Below are 20635 nucleotides of genomic sequence, written 5' to 3'. Positions count from 1 at the left end.
GCCCAATACATGAACACTATGAACGTAATTATTGCCGATGACCACCCGATTGTACTGTTCGGTATTCGTAAATCACTTGAGCAAATCGAGTGGGTAAATGTTGTCGGCGAATTTGAAGACTCCACTGCACTGATCAACAATTTGCCTAAGTTGGATGCGCATGTGTTGATTACCGACCTCTCCATGCCGGGAGATAAATACGGTGATGGGATCACGTTAATTAAATATATCAAGCGTCATTTCCCGAGCCTGTCGATTATCGTTCTGACCATGAACAACAATCCGGCTATCCTGAGCGCGGTACTGGATCTCGATATTGAAGGGATCGTACTGAAGCAAGGTGCGCCAACCGACCTGCCAAAAGCACTGGCCGCGCTGCAGAAAGGTAAGAAATTTACCCCGGAAAGCGTGTCTCGTCTGCTGGAGAAAATCAGCGCCAGCGGCTATGGCGACAAACGTCTGTCACCGAAAGAGAGTGAAGTTCTGCGCTTGTTTGCCGAAGGTTTCCTGGTTACTGAGATCGCCAAAAAGCTCAACCGCAGCATTAAAACCATCAGTAGCCAGAAAAAATCGGCAATGATGAAGCTCGGTGTGGAAAACGATATCGCACTGCTGAATTACCTCTCCTCCGTGACGCTGAGTCCGTCAGACAAAGAATAATTCTTTATCACGTCAAAATGCCTGATGGCGCTGCGTTTATCAGGCCTACGAACACACAGCATCATGCACGTTTCGTAGGCCGGATAAGACTAACGCCGCCATCCGGCTCTTTTATTCCCTATCCCCGCGTTTTTCTCACTCTTTCCGCATAGACCGCCAGCGTTTGCTTCAATACGTCTAAGGTCACCGGCTTGGACAGACAGCTATCCATACCTGATTCCAGACAACGCTGCTTCTCTTCGGCAAGCGCGTTTGCCGTTACCCCCACAACAGGCAGCGTTAACCCTAGCTGGCGGATACGCTGCGTCAGGCGATAACCATCCATATTTGGCATGTTGACGTCACTCAGCACAATGTCGATATGGTTTTTGCTGAGTACATTGAGCGCATCCACACCGTCATTCGCCGTTTTACACTGATATCCCAACGATCCCAACTGATCGGCCAGTAAGCGCCGGTTGATAGGGTGATCGTCAACAACCAGGATCATCATGTCATCGTTCGTCGCACCGGCTTTATCCGGGGCTGGCAGCGCCGTGGAGAGATCTTCACTCCCCAGCTCTACACTGTATATATGCGCCAACAGCGCAGGCAGTTCGTGCGGTGACGCCACGCTGTGTACCCATTCTCCAGGCTCTCTTTCCAGCGGAATGCCAATATGGCGGCGGCAGAAAATCACCGCAGCCCGTCCCTGCCACGCCTGTTCCAGCACATCGTCAGCCACCAGCAGGTCATCCGCATCGGGCTGTTGTCCCTCATATCGCAGCACCGTCATCCCGTTACGCGTCAGGCTGGATTCGAGAAAATGGTACAGTGACGCATTACGTACTGCCAGCCAGCAACGCGTGCCAGCCAATCCTTCAACACCCTTTTTCAGCGGATACTGTGCGCCATACAGCGGAATACGTAGCGTAAACTGACTCCCCATTCCCGGCTCGGAATCGACGGAAATATCCCCATCCATCATGCTGATCAGTTTTTCACAAATCGCCAAACCGAGTCCCGTTCCCTGGAAATTACGCTGTACGCCAGTCCCCACCTGGAAGAAAGGATCGAACAACCGAACCACCTCTTTGGCAGGGATCCCTACACCGGTATCACGCACTCGAATGCTCAGGTAGTCGCCGCTGCACTGCACGTGCAGCACAATACAACCGGTATCGGTAAACTTGATTGCGTTACTCAGCAGATTAGAAATCACCTGTTGTAAACGCATCGGATCGCCATTCAGCGCCACAGGCACATCCGGGTCGATAAAGCAGTACAACCCCAACTGCTTGCGGACCACCAGCGGCAAATAGTTAGCCGTAATATGGTTCATGACTTCACGCGGTGAAAACTCTCGCGGCTCAATCTTCAGCTGTTCAGATTCAATTTTTGAGAAGTCGAGAATATCGCTGATAATTTTCAGCAGCAGACTGGAAGAGTTATTCATCGCCGTTACCAGACGATCCACCCCACTCGGTAACTCTTTGGTTTGCAACAAATCAAGGTTACCGATAATGCCATATAGAGGTGTACGTAGCTCATGGCTCACCGTCGCAAGGAACATCGATTTGGACTGGCTGGCCTGTTCCGCCGCCTGCGCCATCTCCTGCAACGACTCTTCCATTTTAACGCGCGCACTGACATCAACCAGGACACAAATTGCCACGTTTTCATTGCGATAGCGCGAGTGCACAAAGCTGATTTGCAGATTGGTATTGTTGCTGGTCAGCACATCAACAAAATTGACCTGTTGGCCGCAAATAATTTGCGTTAACCGCTGACGGTCTTCATGCGTCAGCATGTTCAGATAGGTGTGCGCCAGTTCGTTACTCAGGATGTTAATGCCATCCATCGTGCGCAGAATACAAATACCCACCGGCGCAGAAGCTACGATTTTACGGTTAAACTGCTCATGTTCTTCCAGACGCTGAGCATCGCTTTCCGCTGGAATAAAAATGCGCCGTTCATACATGCGCGTGAGCATAAACAATGCCGCGCCGACCAGCACGTTCAACAAGATAGCGTTCAGGATCATCATGCGGATCCGCTCCAGCACCAGATCGACCGGTACGGAGTACACGATGCTCAGGGAGGACGGAGGCAGATTCTTCTTCAATACCAGCTCGCGGAAACCCGGTGTGTAACCAAACCAGGAGCGTTCCTGCATCCAGTGGGGCTCAGCCTTAATATTCCCTTCAGGGCCAGTGAGAGAAATTAGCGCATGCCCATTTTCGTCGAGGATGGTCACGCCCATCGGTAAACTGCCCGGCGTGAAGAAATTCTCCATGCGAATTGGCTGCTCTACGCCCAACAGCGCCTGGAGGCGATTGGCGAGGTAAACCGGCGTCAGCGCATAGAAATACCCTACTCCCGGACGTGGCCCCTGGCTGATCCAGAACAAGTTGTTGCCATTTTCGTCTTGCGTAGCATTACGATACTTAATAATGCGCTCATGCAGCGCCTTCAGGGCCTCGTCACGTTCAACGGGCATATCACGCAAACCGAAATTGGCCATACAGAGGTTGTCGCTGCCGATCAGGAACACTCGATTTAAATCATAGGCGGCGGAAAAGTTGTCGCGCCAGTAGCGCATAAACCATGCCAGTGATTCCAGAGAACCTCGCCAGGCGTTGCCCATGACAGAACAGTCGGAGTCGGCAAACAACGGCTCAAAATTAGGCACGACGGTTTTATCATCTCGCGCCCGCAGCGACATCACACCGTTTTCCGCCGTTAAGCGATTCTCGGCAATATATTTCAGCTCTTTAATGACATCAGATGTACGCTGAATGTAGCGCTGGGCCTGATCGGAGCTGAGATTAAGCTCCTGATGGATCTCAGACTCTCGCTGGTGCAGCGCATTCACAATGTAGAACACGGAAGCAAACGCAATCAGACACCAGATAACGAGCGCCAACGCTCTGAACAGGTAGCGTGAGACTTTTAGGGTTGAATGAACGGAAGCAAGGTATTTCAAAGGGGCGAAGCTCCGCCTCAGGGCATTAATAGAGTGTGGTTAAGGTAGCGGTAAATGTCTTTTGTCGCAATGCCATTAAAAAAAGGGCCGGATTTCTCCGGCCCTTTTTATAGCGTCTTAATTACTCGTCAGCGTCATCCGCTGCTGCATCGTCATCGCTTTCCGCTTCAGGTGCGATATCCTCGTCACCTTCAGCTGCGCTTCCGTCGATGGAGTCGAGCTCTTCATCATCAACCGGTTCAGCAACGCGTTGCAGACCCACGACGTTTTCGTCTTCCGCAGTACGGATAAGGATCACACCCTGGGTATTACGCCCTACCACGCTGATTTCCGACACGCGAGTACGTACCAGCGTACCTGCGTCGGTGATCATCATGATCTGGTCGGTATCTTCAACCTGCACTGCGCCAACAACGGAACCGTTGCGCTCGGTAACCTTGATGGAGATAACGCCCTGGGTCGCACGAGACTTGGTCGGATACTCTTCCGCCGCCGTACGTTTACCGTAACCGTTCTGAGTAACGGTCAGGATCGCACCTTCACCGCGCGGAACGATCAGCGATACCACGCTATCTTTTTCCGCCAGCTTGATACCGCGTACACCGGTCGCGGTACGACCCATTGCACGGACAGCATCTTCTTTAAAGCGTACCACTTTACCTGCCGCAGAGAACAACATGACTTCGTCACTGCCGGATGTCAGATCTACACCAATCAGTTCGTCGCCTTCGTTCAGGTTAACCGCAATAATACCGGCAGAACGCGGACGGCTGAACTCAGTCAGCGCCGTTTTCTTCACGGTACCGCTGGCGGTTGCCATGAAGACGTTCACGCCCTCTTCGTACTCACGTACTGGCAGAATTGCGGTAATACGTTCGTTAGCTTCCAGCGGCAACAGGTTGACGATTGGACGTCCACGTGCGCCACGGCTTGCTTCCGGCAACTGATAGACCTTCATCCAGTACAAACGACCACGGCTGGAGAAGCAGAGGATCGTGTCATGGGTGTTGGCCACCAGCAGGCGGTCAATAAAGTCTTCTTCTTTAATGCGTGCTGCTGATTTACCTTTACCGCCACGACGCTGCGCTTCGTAATCGGTTAACGGCTGATATTTCACGTAGCCCTGATGAGACAAGGTTACGACAACATCTTCCTGGCTAATCAGATCTTCGATGTTGATGTCAGCGCTGTTCGCGGTGATTTCAGTACGACGAGCGTCACCGAATTGTTCACGAATCAGCTCCATCTCTTCACGGATAACTTCCATCAGACGATCGGCGCTGCCCAGAATGTGCAGCAGTTCAGCGATCTGTTCCAGCAGCTCTTTGTATTCGTCGAGCAGTTTTTCGTGCTCAAGGCCGGTCAGTTTCTGCAAACGCAGATCCAGAATAGCCTGGGCCTGCTGTTCAGTCAGATAGTACTGACCGTCACGCACGCCAAATTCCGGCTCCAGCCATTCAGGACGCGCGGCGTCATCACCGGCACGCTCCAGCATGGCGGAAACGTTGCCCAGTTCCCACGAACGCGCAACCAGCGCAGCTTTCGCTTCAGCCGGGGTCGGCGCGCGGCGGATCAGTTCGATGATCGGATCGATGTTCGCCAGCGCAATCGCCAGCGCTTCAAGGATGTGCGCACGGTCGCGGGCTTTACGCAGTTCAAAGATAGTACGACGGGTAACGACTTCACGGCGGTGACGTACGAACGCGGCAATAATATCTTTCAGGTTCATGATCTTCGGCTGGCCATGGTGCAATGCAACCATGTTGATACCGAAGGAAACCTGCAGTTGGGTCTGGGAATAGAGGTTGTTCAGAACCACTTCCCCGACCGCATCGCGTTTCACTTCAATCACGATGCGCATACCGTCTTTGTCAGACTCGTCACGCAGCGCGCTGATGCCTTCAACGCGTTTGTCTTTTACCAGCTCGGCGATTTTCTCAATCAGGCGCGCTTTGTTTACCTGATACGGAATTTCGTGAACGATGATGGTTTCACGACCCGTTTTGGCATCCGCTTCGACTTCCGCGCGTGCGCGAATGTACACTTTGCCACGACCGGTACGGTAGGCTTCTTCGATACCACGACGACCGTTGATGATCGCGGCAGTCGGGAAGTCCGGACCCGGAATATGTTCCATCAGCCCTTCAATGCTGATGTCTTCATCGTCAATATATGCCAGACAGCCGTTGATCACTTCGGTCAGGTTGTGCGGCGGAATGTTGGTCGCCATACCTACCGCGATACCGGACGAACCGTTCACCAGCAGGTTAGGAATTTTGGTCGGCATGACGTCAGGAATTTGTTCGGTGCCGTCATAGTTGTCGACGAAATCAACCGTTTCTTTTTCCAGGTCAGCCATCAGCTCATGGGCGATTTTCGACATACGGATTTCCGTATAACGCATCGCCGCTGCGGAGTCGCCATCGACAGAACCAAAGTTACCCTGACCATCTACCAGCATGTAGCGCAAGGAGAATGGCTGCGCCATACGAACAATGGTGTCGTAAACGGCGATATCACCATGAGGGTGGTATTTACCGATTACGTCACCAACGACACGGGCAGATTTTTTATAGGCTTTATTCCAGTCGTTGCCCAATACGTTCATGGCGTAAAGTACGCGACGGTGAACCGGTTTCAGGCCATCTCGGACGTCCGGCAGCGCACGGCCAACAATGACCGACATCGCATAATCCAGATAGGAGCTCTTCAGCTCTTCCTCAATGTTGACCGGTGTAATTTCTCTCGCAAGGTCGCTCATCTAACCGCTATCCCTCTACTGTATCCCGGATTCAAAGGTCGCAAATTATAACACATCCGTGCAGATTCAGGTAAATGGATTCCCCCTGACAGAGGCTTTATTCATCCCGTCAGGCTGATATACTCATTTGCATCGCAAATTTAGGAGTAGAAGCCCCAATGAATGCCGAAAAACCTCCGGTAGCTCACAACGTTGACCATGAAGAAATTGCCAAGTTTGAAGCAGTCGCGTCACGCTGGTGGGATCTTGAGGGTGAATTTAAGCCGCTGCACCGCATTAACCCACTGCGTCTGGGCTATATTACTGAGCGCTCAGGCGGCCTGTTTGGTAAAAAGGTACTCGACGTCGGATGCGGCGGCGGTATTCTGGCGGAGAGTATGGCGCGCGAAGGCGCCACCGTCACCGGACTGGACATGGGTTTTGAACCGCTGCAGGTAGCGAAACTGCATGCGCTGGAAAGCGGTATCCAGGTAGAGTACGTACAAGAAACCGTCGAAGAGCATGCGGAAAAGCATGCACATCAGTATGACGTTGTCACCTGTATGGAAATGCTGGAGCACGTGCCAGACCCACAGTCAGTGGTCAGAGCTTGCGCCAGGCTGGTCAAACCGGGTGGCGAAGTATTTTTCTCCACGCTTAACCGCAACGGCAAATCCTGGCTGATGGCGGTGGTCGGAGCGGAATATATTCTGCGCATGGTGCCGAAAGGCACGCACGATGTGAAAAAGTTTATTAAGCCTGCTGAATTATTAGAGTGGGTTGACCAGACCGTACTGAAAGAGCGTCATATGACCGGCCTGCATTACAACCCCATAACCAACACCTTCAAACTTGGCCCGGGCGTTGATGTGAACTATATGGTACATACCACCGCCAAGGTTGATTAACTGCTCCTGTAGGCCGGAAAAAGCGTGCTACGCCGCCATCCGGCCTGCTTACTGGAACCATGCCTGATGACGTTTCGCTTATCAGGCCTACAAATCCTGTGCCAGATCATAAGAACTTTCCTTGCCTTAGATGAAGAAATCAGCACTCGATCAAATTTTCTATTTTTTTTCTCAATTATTGACATCCTCGCCAGGCCTTATAAGACGCGCACTTAGCGATTATCACCCTTTTGCAACCTCAATTTAACCTCAAAATCAACTCTTGTGCTGAAAAGAATCCCTACTAGAATACTCACCATATAGCGTCTATTTTATCAAACAACCCCTACATATAGTATTTATCCACAGACTTAGTCACAACATGACTCTGTGGATAATATGGGGGATATTTTTTCTTTCACGGACAGGTAAAAAACCACATGAATCAGAGTCTGCTGGTGACAAAGCGTGATGGTAGTACAGAGCGCATCAATCTCGACAAAATCCACCGAGTTCTGGATTGGGCGGCAGAAGGACTGAATAACGTATCGATTTCTCAGGTCGAGCTGCGCTCCCACATTCAGTTTTATGACGGAATCAAGACCTCCGACATCCATGAAACAATCATCAAAGCAGCCGCCGACCTGATCTCCCGCGAAGCGCCGGATTATCAGTATCTGGCTGCCCGTCTGGCGATTTTCCACCTGCGTAAAAAAGCCTACGGTGAGTTTGAACCGCCAAAGCTGTTCGACCATGTCGTGAAAATGGTTGAAATGGGCAAATACGACAATCATCTGCTGGAAGACTACACGGAAGAAGAGTTCAAGCAGATGGACTCGTTCATCGTACACGACCGTGATATGACCTTCTCCTACGCTGCGGTGAAGCAGTTGGAAGGTAAATATCTGGTGCAAAACCGTGTTACCGGTGAGATCTATGAAAGCGCGCAGTTCCTCTACATTCTGGTAGCGGCTTGCCTGTTCTCTAACTATCCGCGTGAAACACGTCTGCAATATGTAAAACGTTTCTACGACGCCGTTTCTACGTTCAAAATCTCGCTGCCGACGCCAATTATGTCCGGCGTGCGTACCCCAACGCGTCAGTTCAGCTCCTGCGTACTGATCGAGTGCGGCGACAGCCTGGACTCCATCAACGCAACCTCCAGCGCAATTGTGAAATACGTTTCTCAGCGTGCCGGTATCGGCATTAACGCTGGTCGCATCCGTGCGCTGGGGAGCCCGATTCGCGGCGGTGAAGCGTTCCACACCGGCTGTATTCCGTTCTACAAGCATTTCCAGACTGCGGTGAAATCCTGCTCTCAGGGGGGCGTACGCGGTGGTGCAGCCACGCTGTTCTACCCAATGTGGCACCTGGAAGTTGAAAGCCTGCTGGTCCTGAAAAACAACCGTGGCGTCGAAGGCAACCGCGTTCGTCACATGGACTATGGCGTACAAATCAACAAGCTGATGTACACCCGTCTGCTGAAAGGCGGCGACATCACCCTGTTTAGCCCGTCCGACGTCCCGGGTCTGTATGACGCGTTCTTCGCCGATCAGGATGAGTTCGAGCGTCTGTACACCCAATATGAAAACGACGACAGCATCCGCAAACAGCGCGTAAAAGCAGTTGAGCTGTTCTCACTAATGATGCAGGAACGTGCCTCGACCGGTCGTATCTACATTCAGAACGTTGACCACTGCAACACCCATAGCCCGTTTGATCCGGTTGTCGCGCCGGTACGCCAGTCCAACCTGTGCCTGGAAATCGCCCTGCCGACCAAACCGCTGACCGACGTTAACGATGAAAACGGCGAAATTGCGCTGTGTACACTGTCCGCATTTAACCTGGGCGCTATCGAAAGTCTGGACGAACTGGAAGAGCTGGCTGTACTGGCGGTACGTGCGCTGGATGCGCTGCTCGATTACCAGGATTATCCGATTCCGGCCGCCAAACGCGGTGCGATGGGTCGTCGTACGCTGGGTATTGGCGTGATCAACTACGCTTACTGGCTGGCGAAAAACGGGAAACGCTACTCTGACGGCAGCGCCAATAACCTGACTCACAAAACCTTTGAAGCGATTCAATATTACCTGCTGAAGGCTTCTAACGAGCTGGCAAAAGAGCAAGGCGCATGCCCATGGTTTAACGAAACCACCTATGCGAAAGGTATTCTGCCGATTGATACCTATAAAAAAGATCTTGATGCTATCGCTAACGAACCGCTGCATATGGACTGGGAACAGCTGCGTGAATCTATCAAGACTCACGGCCTGCGTAACTCCACGCTGTCAGCCCTGATGCCGTCCGAGACCTCTTCGCAGATCTCCAACGCCACCAACGGCATTGAACCGCCACGCGGTTACGTGAGCATCAAAGCATCGAAAGATGGGATTCTGCGTCAGGTCGTGCCGGACTACGAACACCTGCACGACGCATACGAACTGCTGTGGGAAATGCCAAACAACGACGGCTATCTGCAGCTGGTAGGCATCATGCAGAAATTTATCGATCAGTCGATTTCCGCCAACACCAACTACGATCCGTCGCGCTTCCCGTCCGGAAAAGTACCGATGCAGCAGTTGCTGAAAGACCTGCTCACCGCCTACAAATTTGGTGTTAAAACGCTGTATTATCAGAACACCCGTGACGGTGCGGAAGACTCTCAGGACGATCTGGTGCCGTCCATTCAGGACGATGGCTGCGAAAGCGGCGCATGTAAGATTTAATCTTTTGCCGGGTGGCGTAGCGCTTACCCGGCCTACAAATTAATTCGCGGTATTGTAGGCCGGATAAGCAAAGCGCATCCGGCAGTACATTCCAGACAGGATTCACATCAATGGCATACACCACTTTTTCACAGACGAAAAATGATCAGCTTCTGGAACCGATGTTCTTCGGCCAGCCGGTGAACGTCGCCCGCTACGATCAGCAAAAATATGACATCTTTGAAAAACTGATCGAAAAGCAGCTCTCTTTCTTCTGGCGTCCGGAAGAAGTCGATGTTTCTCGCGATCGTATCGACTTCCAGGCATTGCCGGAACATGAAAAACATATCTTCATCAGCAACCTGAAGTATCAGACGCTGCTGGACTCCATTCAGGGACGTAGTCCTAACGTCGCGCTGCTGCCGTTAATCTCGATCCCTGAACTGGAAACCTGGGTGGAAACGTGGGCGTTTTCTGAAACGATCCACTCCCGCTCTTACACCCACATCATCCGTAATATTGTTAACGATCCGGCGGTGGTGTTTGACGATATCGTCACCAACGAGCAAATCCAGAAACGCGCAGAAGGCATCTCCAGCTACTACGACGAATTGATCGAGATGACCAGCTACTGGCATTTGCTCGGTGAAGGCACGCATACCGTTAATGGTAAAACGGTTGTCGTAAACCTGCGTGAGCTGAAGAAGAAGCTGTATCTGTGCCTGATGAGCGTGAACGCGCTGGAAGCGATCCGCTTTTATGTCAGCTTCGCCTGCTCTTTCGCCTTCGCCGAACGTGAACTGATGGAAGGCAACGCGAAAATTATTCGTCTGATCGCCCGCGACGAAGCCCTGCACCTGACCGGTACTCAGCATATGCTGAACCTGCTGCGCAGCGGCGTGGACGATCCGGAGATGGCGGAAATTGCCGAAGAGTGCAAACAAGAGTGCTACGACCTGTTCGTACAGGCCGCGCTGCAGGAAAAAGAGTGGGCAGACTATCTGTTCCGTGATGGCTCAATGATTGGCCTGAACAAAGACATTCTGTGCCAGTATGTTGAGTACATCACCAACATCCGTATGCAGGCTGTTGGACTCGATCTGCCATTCCAGACACGTTCTAACCCGATCCCTTGGATCAATACCTGGCTGGTGTCTGACAACGTCCAGGTTGCGCCGCAGGAAGTGGAAGTCAGCTCTTATCTGGTCGGCCAGATCGATGCCGAAGTCGATACTGACGATCTGAGTAACTTCCAGCTCTGATGGGCCGCGTGACTCTGCGCATCTCTGGCACGCAGTTGCTGTGCCAGGATGAACACCCTTCCCTGCTTGCCGCGCTCGAGTCGCACGATGTTGAAGTCGAATATCAGTGTCGTGAAGGCTACTGCGGCTCCTGCCGTACCCGCCTGGTGGCGGGACAGGTTGACTGGATTGCAGAACCGCTGGCCTTCATTCAGCCCGGTGAAATATTGCCGTGCTGTTGCCGGGCAAAAGGCGATATTGAAATAGAGCTGTAGTGTTTAGTGAACTTCATGCGCGGAGACCAGTACCACGTCTCCGCGTTTTTTCATCTGCATGATATACAACGCCCCGGCCAGTACCACCAGCAGCGCCCCCACCAGATAAATCGCCCGATATCCCACATCCTCGACCATCATCCCCATGATAAACGCGCCGATTGCCATTCCTGCATCCATCGCATTGAAAAACAGCGAATTGGCGATACCAATTTTATGGGGTTCCACCGAACTAATAATTTGTGTCTGAAATACGGGTGTGACCGAACCATAACCGATGCCAATTAATCCACCGGAAATAATCATCATAATGCTACCGTTAGTATAGCCAAGCGCCACCAGCCCGACTGTGAAAGCCAGCAAACACGGATAGACCACGTATTTCGGCCCTTTTTTATCACAAACATTGCCGGTAAAGGTTCGACAGATCATCAGGCAAATGGCGTAACACAACAGGAAATTACTGGCGGCGGCCATCAGATCGAGCTCGCGCGCATACAGTGCGAGAAAAGCGGAAACGCCCGCGTAGGAAAAGGTCATGAAAAACGTCACCATCGCGAAAGGCAGTGCGGCGCGATCAAACATTGCCGCAAATCCCAGCTTCGGTTTTGAGCCGTCAGCATGACGGATAACCGGCGGTACGGCGACAATCAATGACAGGATAATACCCAGTACGGCAACCGCGCTACACAGCCAGAATGCTGTGGTAAAAGCTCCCCAGCGTGCCATGTTCAGCCCTACCCACGGCCCCACAACCATTGCCAGTCCCATGGCTAACGAGAAAAAACTGATGCCCTCTCCACGTCGGGAGGCCGGTATCAACCGCGCGGAAATCGTTCCTTTTACCGTGGTAATAACGCCAAACGTTACACCATGAAGCACCCGAATCAACAGCAGTGATTCAATTGAGTGGCAAACAGGATACAGCGCAGTGACCACCAAAAAGGCCAGAGAAGAGAGCACCAGAATTGTTTTATTCGAATATTTTCCTACCCATTGTCCCGCAAACGGGCGCACAACAATTGCGGCCCCCAAAAAGAAGGTGACTAATAATCCGGCCTTATCTGGAGTGGCATGCAGGCGATCCGAAATATAGATCGGTAACAGCGTGAGCAGGACATAAAAAACAAAAAATATAATAAAGCTGATTATCGTTATTGCCCAAAAATCTTTCGTCCACAGTTTTTCTTTCATATTCGACAACCTGTCCAGACGGCGCACGCAGGCAACGCTCAGCTCAACTGAACTACGGACAGGTGCGTCGAAGTGTGATTTTACGGTAGACCGCAAGTATAAACAGGTCCATTATATTAGAGAAATTAATCGTTTTAATATTGTTGATTAGAATAAACTAATGACACTAACCCAGATCCACGCCCTGCTTGCCGTACTTGAGTACGGTGGATTTACCGAAGCCAGCAAGCGGCTGTACATGACCCAATCCGCCGTTAGCCAGGCAATTTCAGCGCTAGAGGAAGAGCTAGGGGTTGATATTCTTATCCGAGAACGCCGCAAAGACATTCAACTTAGTCCGGCCGGGAGTCGGATCGTTTCACACCTGCGGACGATCGTGTCTGAAACCAACGCGGTGAAAGAGATTGCCGAGCAGGAGCGACAAAACCCGGCCAGAACCCTGCGTATCGGCTGCTTTCCCAGCGCCTGTGCCTGCATTTTGCCCGGCATCATCCACCACTTCGAACAGCACCACCCGCATATCAAAATTATCCCTTATGAAGAAAACAGCACGGCAATAGTTGATTCCCTGCGCAGTGGGGATATCGATGCGGGATTTGTGCATTTCCCGGTAAATGGCATGTACTGCGTACCGGTGTATCGCGACAAATTTACCGTTGTAGTTCCTGAAAGCCATCCGCTGGCGGCCAATAGCACGATTTCAGTGGAACAACTGGTTGGAGAACCGCTCATTATCAGCAAAGGTCGCTATGAATTAAGCATCATGGCGCTATTTAAAGAGAAGGGGATTGAACCGGTCATTAAATACGAGTTTAACCATCCGGATACCGCGATGAGCTTTATTCGTCAGGGGCTGGGTATAGCATTATTACCGGAATTAACGCTGAAGGCTGTTGGTGGGAAAGTACGCTCAGTCGCGCTGGAACCAACGTTCTATCGACAGATATCCTTACTGGCAAAAGAGCCGCCGGTGGACGGCAGCCCTTTATTTCTCCTGCAGGCATGTATGGAAACGTTGACAGCAGACGGCCTTATCTAGCAGTTAAAACGTTCATCCATTAAGGCCTGTGACCGGAGGTGCATCACAGGCCTTACATCATCACTCTTTATTCAAGAATTTCACTGCTTTGTCGGGGAAGTCGGTGAACAGCCCGTCAACGCCCGCCTTGTTATAAAGAATGTCATACAGCTGGTTTACGTCAGTGGTGTAATCCGGCAGTTGATCGGCGCGAACGGTATAAGGATGCACCACCATCTTACTCTGATGTGCGTCCTGCACCATGCCAGTTAACGAGATATTGCCCTTCTTCGACTTCTCATCAATCAGCATGTGGTAGTCCGGCCCAATGCCGTCCGCATACTGCGCAACCTGCTTCATGGCACCCGGTTTAAACATCCAGTCGTAGTTGTAATTCACCCAACTGCCGTCCGGCTTTTTCTCCTGGGTTTCATTCCAGTCAGTGTACGCAATCAACTGTACCAGATTGAGATCCATCCCCATCTTCGGTTCCAGTTCATTTTTAATGCGCTTCAACTCTGCAACATCAAAACACTGTAGATAGACCTTGTCGTTCTTGTCGGTATACCCGTACTTTTTCAGTACTTCCAGTGTTTTAGCCGCAATGTCCTTCCCTTCCTGGTGATGGAACCACGGTGCTTTCATTTCCGGGTAAATACCGATGTTTTTACCGGTGGAATGATTTAATCCCTGAACAAACTCAATCTCTTCTTCGAACGTGTGCACGCGGAAATCAGATTTACCCATCGGGAAGCGCCCTGGGTAGGTCTGGACCTTTTTGCCATTTTCGATATCGAAGCCTTCGGTAAATTTCAGCGATTTAATTTCATCCAGCGTAAAGTCGATGGCGTAGTAACGCCCATCTTTACGCGCACGATCCGGAAAACGCTCGGCAACATCGGTGACGCGGTCAAGATAGTGGTCATGCAGGACGACCAGATGGTCATCCTTGGTCATAACCAAATCCTGCTCCAGATAATCCGCACCCTGGGCATAGGCCATCGCTTTTGCTGGCAGCGTATGCTCCGGCAGATAACCGCTGGCGCCACGATGCGCAATCACGATTTTATCTGCGGCAACCGCTGCACTGCTGACCACCATACCTGCGAGCATCAGCGCCACGCTGAGGCTTTTCAATGTGGTTTTCATCTATTAGCCCCCGTTACGCTTCAGTTCCATCTCTTCGTGATGGCGTTTTTCGCCAATCATGACGACTACCAGCAGAATAACCGCCAGCACGCTACCGCCAATCATCACCATAAAGCCGCCGTCCCAACCGAAGAAGTCAACGGTGTAGCCAACAATGGCGCTCGCGGCCACAGAACCACCGAGATAACCGAACAGACCGGTAAAGCCAGCCGCCGTTCCCGCCGCTTTTTTCGGTGCCAGTTCCAGCGCGTGCAGACCAATCAACATTACCGGGCCGTAGATCAGGAAGCCGATGATGATCATACAAGCCATATCCACGTTCGGGTTGCCTGCCGGGTTCATCCAGTAAACGATGGTTGCAATAGTTACCAGCGTCATAAAGAACACGCCGGTCGCACCACGGTTACCACGGAAGACTTTATCCGACATCCAGCCGCACAGCAGCGTGCCCGGAATACCCGCATACTCATACAGGAAGTAGGCCCAGGATGACTTGTCCAGTGCGAAATGCTTCACTTCTTTCAGGTAGGTCGGTGACCAGTCCAGGATGCCGTAACGCAGCAGATAAACAAACACGTTAGCGATAGCGATGTACCACAACAGTTTGTTCGGCAGTACGTACTGCATGAAGATCTGCTTCGCAGTCAGCTCTTCTTCCGCTTTCTCGGTGTAATCGTCCGGATAGTCGTTCTTATACTCTTCGATAGGCGGCAGACCACAGGACTGCGGCGTATCACGCATCAGGGCAAAAGCAATCAGCGCGACGACGATCGCACCGAAAGCAGGCATATACAGCGCCGCTTTCCAGTCATTGAACCAGGCCATACCCAGCAGGAACAACAGCGGAGGCAGACCGCCACCCACGTTGTGCGCACAGTTCCAGACGGAAACAATTCCTCCACGCTCTTTCTGCGACCACCAGTGCACCATAGTACGGCCACACGGCGGCCAGCCCATCCCCTGGAACCATCCGCAGAGGAACAGCAGCACAAACATAATAGCAATACTCGATGTCGCCCACGGCACAAAGCCCATGAACAGCATCACTGCGGCGGCCAGAATCAGACCGGCTGGCAGGAAAACGCGCGGATTCGAGCGATCCGAAATGGACCCCATGATGAATTTCGAAAATCCGTAAGCAATGGAGATACCGGACAACGCAAAACCCAGATCGCCACGCGAGAAACCTTGCTCAACCAGATACGGCATCGCAAGGGCAAAGTTCTTACGTACCAGATAGTACGCGGCATAACCAAAGAAAATCCCCAGAAAAATCTGCCAACGTAATCGACGATATGTCGGGTCGATCTCCGCTGCAGGTAAACGCGCCGTGTGTGACGCTGGTTTAAAAATGCTCAACATAGTGTAGCCTCCGTGGCCGTCTTTCATTCGAAGTAAACACTGCAGTTCGTCATTACTACCCTACCGCTCCCAGTGTGGCCGCGATGTTAAGGAAAGATACATAACAAAAATGTGAAACGCAGCACATATTGTTACAGATTTATGACAAATGTTCATAAAGGCGCACGAAATCACGTTTCATTTTCGAATAATGAGCGATTATGCGCGAAATCAAACAATCCATGTTTTTTATGTGGCTAAATGATAAAAAACGAACTGTGAGGAAAAACAATGAAAACTCGCGACTCGCAAACAAGTGACGTGATTATCATTGGTGGAGGAGCAACAGGTGCAGGGATCGCACGTGACTGTGCGCTGCGCGGGTTGCGCGTCATCTTAGTGGAACGCCACGATATCGCCACAGGTGCGACCGGGCGCAACCACGGTCTGCTGCACAGCGGTGCACGCTACGCCGTCACCGACGCTGAATCTGCCCGTGAGTGCATCAGCGAAAACCAAATTCTGAAACGTATCGCCCGCCATTGCGTTGAGCCAACGGACGGTCTGTTTATCACCCTGCCGGAGGATGAGCTGTCCTTCCAGTCCACCTTTATTCGCGCCTGTGAAGAGGCAGGGATTCGCGCAGAAGCGATTGACCCTCAGCAGGCACGTATTATCGAACCTTCTGTGAATCCACAGCTGATTGGTGCAGTAAAAGTACCAGACGGCACGGTCGATCCTTTCCGCTTAACAGCAGCTAACATGCTGGATGCGCGTGAGCATGGCGCGGTTATCTTAACGGCGCATGAAGTGACGGGACTGATCCGCGAAGGCGCAACGGTTTGCGGCGTTAACGTGCGCAATCATCTGACAGGCGAAATGCAGTCCCTGCATGCACCGGTTGTCGTCAACGCCGCTGGGATCTGGGGTCAACGCATTGCGGAATATGCCGATCTGAGCATCCGTATGTTCCCGGCCAAAGGTTCGTTGCTGATTATGGATCATCGCATTAACCAGCATGTCATTAACCGCTGCCGTAAGCCATCTGACGCCGATATTCTGGTGCCTGGCGATACCATTTCACTGATCGGTACCACCTCACAGCACATTGATTACGACGATATCGACAGCAACCGCGTCACCGCAGAAGAGGTCGATATTCTGCTGCGTGAAGGCGAGAAGCTGGCGCCGATTATGGCGAAAACGCGCATTTTACGCGCCTACTCTGGCGTACGCCCGCTGGTGGCTAGCGACGACGACCCAAGCGGTCGTAACGTCAGCCGTGGGATTGTACTGTTCGATCACGCTGAACGTGACGGACTGGACGGATTTATCACCATTACCGGCGGCAAACTGATGACCTACCGCCTGATGGCGGAATGGGCCACCGATGCCGTTTGTCGTAAGCTGGGCAATACCCAGCCTTGCACAACGGCAGACACCGCGCTGCCTGGCTCACAGGAATCTACCGAGCATACGCTTAAACGCGTGATCTCATTGCCTGCGCCACTGCGCGGCTCGGCGGTCTACCGTCACGGCGATCGCACCCCTGCGTGGCTTAGCGAAGGCCGCCAGCACCGCAGTCTGGTCTGCGAATGCGAAGCAGTCACCGCAGGCGAAGTGCAATACGCCGTCGAGAATTTAACCGTCAACAGCCTGCTCGATTTGCGTCGCCGTACCCGTGTTGGAATGGGGACCTGCCAGGGCGAATTGTGTGCCTGCCGCGCCGCAGGTTTACTGCAACGTTTTAATGTCACTACCGCAGCGCAGTCCATTACCCAGCTTTCCGACTTCCTCAATGAACGCTGGAAAGGCGTGCAGCCTATCGCCTGGGGAGATGCGCTGCGCGAAAGCGAATTCACGCGCTGGGTTTATCAAGGGTTGTGTGGTCTGGAAAAGGAGCACCAGGATGAAATTTGATACCGTCATTATCGGCGGCGGCCTCGCCGGACTGCTATGTGGCCTGCAACTGCAAAAAAGCGGACTGCGCTGCACGATTGTTACCCGCGGCCAAAGCGCCCTGCATTTTTCCTCCGGCTCACTGGATTTGCTCAGCAGCTTACCCGATGGTCAACCGGTGACGGATATAGAAGCGGGTTTGAATGCGCTGCGCACTCAGGCACCCACACATCCGTATAGCACCATCGGAACGCAGAACGTTCTGGAACTGGCCCAGCAGGCGCAAAATTTACTGGATGAATGCGGAACGCATTTGCAGGGCAAAGTGCATCAGGCGCATCAACGTGTTACCCCGCTGGGCACCCTGCGCTCAACCTGGTTAAGTTCCCCGGAAGTGCCGGTCTGGCCGCTGTCCGCGCAGCGTATCTGCGTTGTAGGGATTAGCGGGTTACTGGATTTTCAGGCGCATCTCGCCGCAGCGTCATTACGCCAACGCAATCTCAGCGTCGAGACGGCAGAAATCGAGCTGCCGGAGCTGGATGTCCTGCGTGATAACCCAACCGAGTTTCGCGCCGTTAATATTGCGCGCCTGCTGGATAACGAAGATAAATGGTCGCTGCTCTATGACGCATTGCTGCCAATGGCAAAAACCTGCGACATGATAATCATGCCGGCATGCTTTGGTCTGGCCGATGAGCGGCTCTGGCAGTGGCTTAACGAGCGCCTCCCCTGCTCGCTGACACTGTTACCGACCCTACCACCTTCGGTGCTGGGCATGCGTTTGCACAACAAATTACAGCGCCAGTTTGTGCGCCAGGGCGGTGTGTGGATGCCGGGTGATGAAGTGAAAAAAATCACCTGTCAGGATGGCGTGGTCAGCGAAATCTGGACCCGAAATCATGCCGATATCCCCTTGCGGCCACGTTTCGCCGTGCTCGCCAGCGGCAGCTTCTTCAGCAGCGGGCTGGTCGCCACGCGTGAGGCAATCCACGAACCAATCCTGGGACTGGATGTACAGCAAACAGCTACCCGCGCCGAGTGGTATCAGCGTGATGTTTTCGATCCACAACCGTGGCAACAGTTTGGCGTAACAACCGATACCGCATTGCGTCCATCACTGGCGGGAAAAACGATAGAGAACATGTATGCCATCGGTTCCGTCCTCGGCGGATTCGACCCTATCGCCCAGGGTTGCGGAGGCGGCGTGTGCGCAGTTAGCGCCTTACATGCCGCGCATCATATTGCGAAACGTGCAGGAGGACAGCAATGAGCGACACACGTTTTGAAAGTTGTATCAAATGTACGGTGTGCACCACCGCCTGCCCGGTAAGCCGCGTCAATCCGAGCTACCCGGGCCCTAAGCAGGCCGGCCCGGACGGTGAACGTCTGCGCCTGAAAGATGGCGCGCTATATGACGACGCGCTGAAATACTGCATCAACTGTAAACGCTGCGAAGTGGCCTGTCCGTCAGACGTGAAAATCGGCGATATCATCCAGCGCGCGCGTGCCAAATACGACACGACGCGCCCATCGTTGCGTAACTTTGTCTTAAGCCATACAGATTTAATGGGTAGCGTATCCACCCCCTTCGCCCCAATAGTGAATACCGCCACCTCATTAAAACCGGTGCGTCAATTGCTGGATTACGCGTTAAAAATCGATCATCGCCGTACGCTGCCGAAGTACTCCTTTGGCACCTTCCGCCGCTGGTATCGTAGCGTTGCCGCACAGCAGGCGCAGTATCAGGATCAGGTCGCCTTTTTCCACGGCTGTTTTGTGAATTACAACCATCCCCAGCTCGGCAAAGACCTGATCAAGGTGTTGAATGCGATGGGAACCGGCGTGCAACTGCTGAGTAAAGAGAAATGCTGCGGCGTGCCGCTGATTGCCAACGGTTTTACCGATAAAGCGCGTAAGCAGGCAGTAAGCAACGTGGCCTCACTCAGAGAGGCAATTGATGGCAAAGGCATTCCGGTGATTGCCACCTCATCAACCTGTACCTTTGCGCTACGTGATGAATATCCGGAAGTGCTGGATGTCGACAACTCAGGCCTGCGTGAACACATTGAACTGGCAACCCGCTGGCTATGGCGCAAGCTGGATGAAGGTAAAACGCTGCCGCTGAAAACGCTGCCGCTGAAGGTGGTCTATCACACGCCATGTCACATGGAGAAAATGGGCTGGACGCTCTATACGCTGGAGCTACTGCGACAAATTCCAGGGCTGGAGCTGACGGTGCTGGATTCTCAGTGTTGCGGGATTGCCGGGACTTACGGCTTTAAAAAGGAAAACTATCCGACTTCACAGTCTATCGGCGCACCGTTATTCCGCCAGATTGAAGAAAGCGGCGCTGATATCGTCGTCACCGACTGCGAAACCTGTAAATGGCAGATTGAGATGTCAACAAGCAAGCGCTGCGAACATCCTATCACCCTGCTTGCCAAAGCGTTGGGTTAACTCTGTTGCCCGGTAGCATTTGCTACCGGGCATTTTTGCGTAGCCCGTTCCGCTTAATTGAATACGTTGCAGTCGGACGTATTTATCTCTGATTCATCCACGCA

14 protein-coding genes are annotated in these 20635 nt (G+C 52.5%); 9 read left to right on the top strand and 5 right to left on the bottom strand.

Features of this window, described 5'->3' with window-relative positions:
* Positions 1-9 precede the first annotated feature (9 nt).
* Positions 10-660, top strand: a complete 651-nt coding sequence (rcsB, locus tag OGX89_RS10315) for a response regulator transcription factor RcsB (RefSeq protein ID WP_003027592.1) — start codon at positions 10-12, stop codon at positions 658-660.
* Between the two features lie 118 nt (positions 661-778).
* Here the strand turns inward: rcsB and rcsC are convergent, their stop codons facing one another.
* On the bottom strand, positions 779-3625 hold the full coding sequence (rcsC, locus tag OGX89_RS10310) for a two-component system sensor histidine kinase RcsC (RefSeq protein ID WP_125112621.1): 2847 nt from the start codon (positions 3623-3625) through the stop codon (positions 779-781).
* A 121-nt stretch (positions 3626-3746) separates the two neighbouring features.
* Positions 3747-6386: a DNA topoisomerase (ATP-hydrolyzing) subunit A gene (gyrA, locus tag OGX89_RS10305; RefSeq protein ID WP_057066395.1), complete on the bottom strand. Its 2640-nt coding sequence runs from the start codon at positions 6384-6386 to the stop codon at positions 3747-3749.
* Positions 6387-6544: 158 nt separating this feature from the next.
* Between gyrA and ubiG the strand changes: the two genes are divergently transcribed.
* The 4 genes from ubiG to yfaE all read left to right on the top strand — a co-directional run bounded on the left by ubiG (position 6545) and on the right by yfaE (position 11473).
* Positions 6545-7273 (top strand): bifunctional 2-polyprenyl-6-hydroxyphenol methylase/3-demethylubiquinol 3-O-methyltransferase UbiG, encoded by a 729-nt coding sequence (ubiG, locus tag OGX89_RS10300; RefSeq protein ID WP_008785314.1) that lies wholly within the window; start codon positions 6545-6547, stop codon positions 7271-7273.
* 419 nt (positions 7274-7692) lie between these two features.
* Entirely contained in the window at positions 7693-9978 is a 2286-nt protein-coding gene (gene nrdA, locus OGX89_RS10295) for a class 1a ribonucleoside-diphosphate reductase subunit alpha (RefSeq protein ID WP_003834667.1), read from the top strand.
* Between the two features lie 110 nt (positions 9979-10088).
* Positions 10089-11219 (top strand): class Ia ribonucleoside-diphosphate reductase subunit beta, encoded by a 1131-nt coding sequence (nrdB, locus tag OGX89_RS10290; protein WP_003834668.1) that lies wholly within the window; start codon positions 10089-10091, stop codon positions 11217-11219.
* Positions 11219-11473: a ferredoxin-like diferric-tyrosyl radical cofactor maintenance protein YfaE gene (gene yfaE / locus OGX89_RS10285; RefSeq protein WP_003027609.1), complete on the top strand. Its 255-nt coding sequence runs from the start codon at positions 11219-11221 to the stop codon at positions 11471-11473. Before nrdB ends, yfaE begins: the two co-directional genes overlap by 1 nt.
* A gap of 3 nt (positions 11474-11476) precedes the next feature.
* On the opposite strand, the gene OGX89_RS10280 is transcribed toward yfaE, so the two are convergent.
* Complete coding sequence (locus OGX89_RS10280) at positions 11477-12667, bottom strand: MFS transporter (protein ID WP_125112622.1); 1191 nt, start codon at positions 12665-12667, stop codon at positions 11477-11479.
* A 160-nt stretch (positions 12668-12827) separates the two neighbouring features.
* On the opposite strand from OGX89_RS10280, the gene OGX89_RS10275 reads away from it, so the two are divergent.
* Positions 12828-13706: a LysR family transcriptional regulator gene (locus OGX89_RS10275; protein WP_008785317.1), complete on the top strand. Its 879-nt coding sequence runs from the start codon at positions 12828-12830 to the stop codon at positions 13704-13706.
* 60 nt (positions 13707-13766) lie between these two features.
* Here the strand turns inward: OGX89_RS10275 and glpQ are convergent, their stop codons facing one another.
* Both glpQ and glpT read right to left on the bottom strand, forming a co-directional pair.
* A complete protein-coding gene (glpQ, locus tag OGX89_RS10270) occupies positions 13767-14834 on the bottom strand; it encodes a glycerophosphodiester phosphodiesterase (protein ID WP_003834675.1) in 1068 nt (355 codons plus the stop codon).
* 3 nt (positions 14835-14837) lie between these two features.
* Positions 14838-16196 carry a glycerol-3-phosphate transporter gene (glpT, locus tag OGX89_RS10265; protein ID WP_003834677.1) on the bottom strand — a complete coding sequence of 453 codons (1359 nt, stop codon included), beginning with the start codon at positions 16194-16196 and terminating at the stop codon, positions 14838-14840.
* Between the two features lie 270 nt (positions 16197-16466).
* Here glpT and glpA point away from each other — a divergent pair, with 270 nt between their 5' ends.
* Genes glpA through glpC form a run of 3 tightly spaced genes read left to right on the top strand, consistent with a single transcriptional unit; the run spans position 16467 to position 20531 of the window.
* Positions 16467-18095, top strand: a complete 1629-nt coding sequence (gene glpA, locus OGX89_RS10260) for an anaerobic glycerol-3-phosphate dehydrogenase subunit A (protein ID WP_125112623.1) — start codon at positions 16467-16469, stop codon at positions 18093-18095.
* Positions 18085-19344 carry a glycerol-3-phosphate dehydrogenase subunit GlpB gene (glpB, locus tag OGX89_RS10255; protein ID WP_003834683.1) on the top strand — a complete coding sequence of 420 codons (1260 nt, stop codon included), beginning with the start codon at positions 18085-18087 and terminating at the stop codon, positions 19342-19344. The genes glpA and glpB overlap by 11 nt, the downstream gene beginning before the upstream one ends.
* Positions 19341-20531 (top strand): anaerobic glycerol-3-phosphate dehydrogenase subunit GlpC, encoded by a 1191-nt coding sequence (glpC, locus tag OGX89_RS10250; protein ID WP_003834686.1) that lies wholly within the window; start codon positions 19341-19343, stop codon positions 20529-20531. Before glpB ends, glpC begins: the two co-directional genes overlap by 4 nt.
* Positions 20532-20635 lie beyond the last annotated feature (104 nt).

The organism is Citrobacter sp. Cpo103 (assembly GCF_030332605.1).
GTDB classification, from domain to species: domain Bacteria; phylum Pseudomonadota; class Gammaproteobacteria; order Enterobacterales; family Enterobacteriaceae; genus Citrobacter; species Citrobacter portucalensis.
Note: the sequence above shows the minus strand (reverse complement) of the source record. Positions and strands in the feature narration are given on the sequence as shown.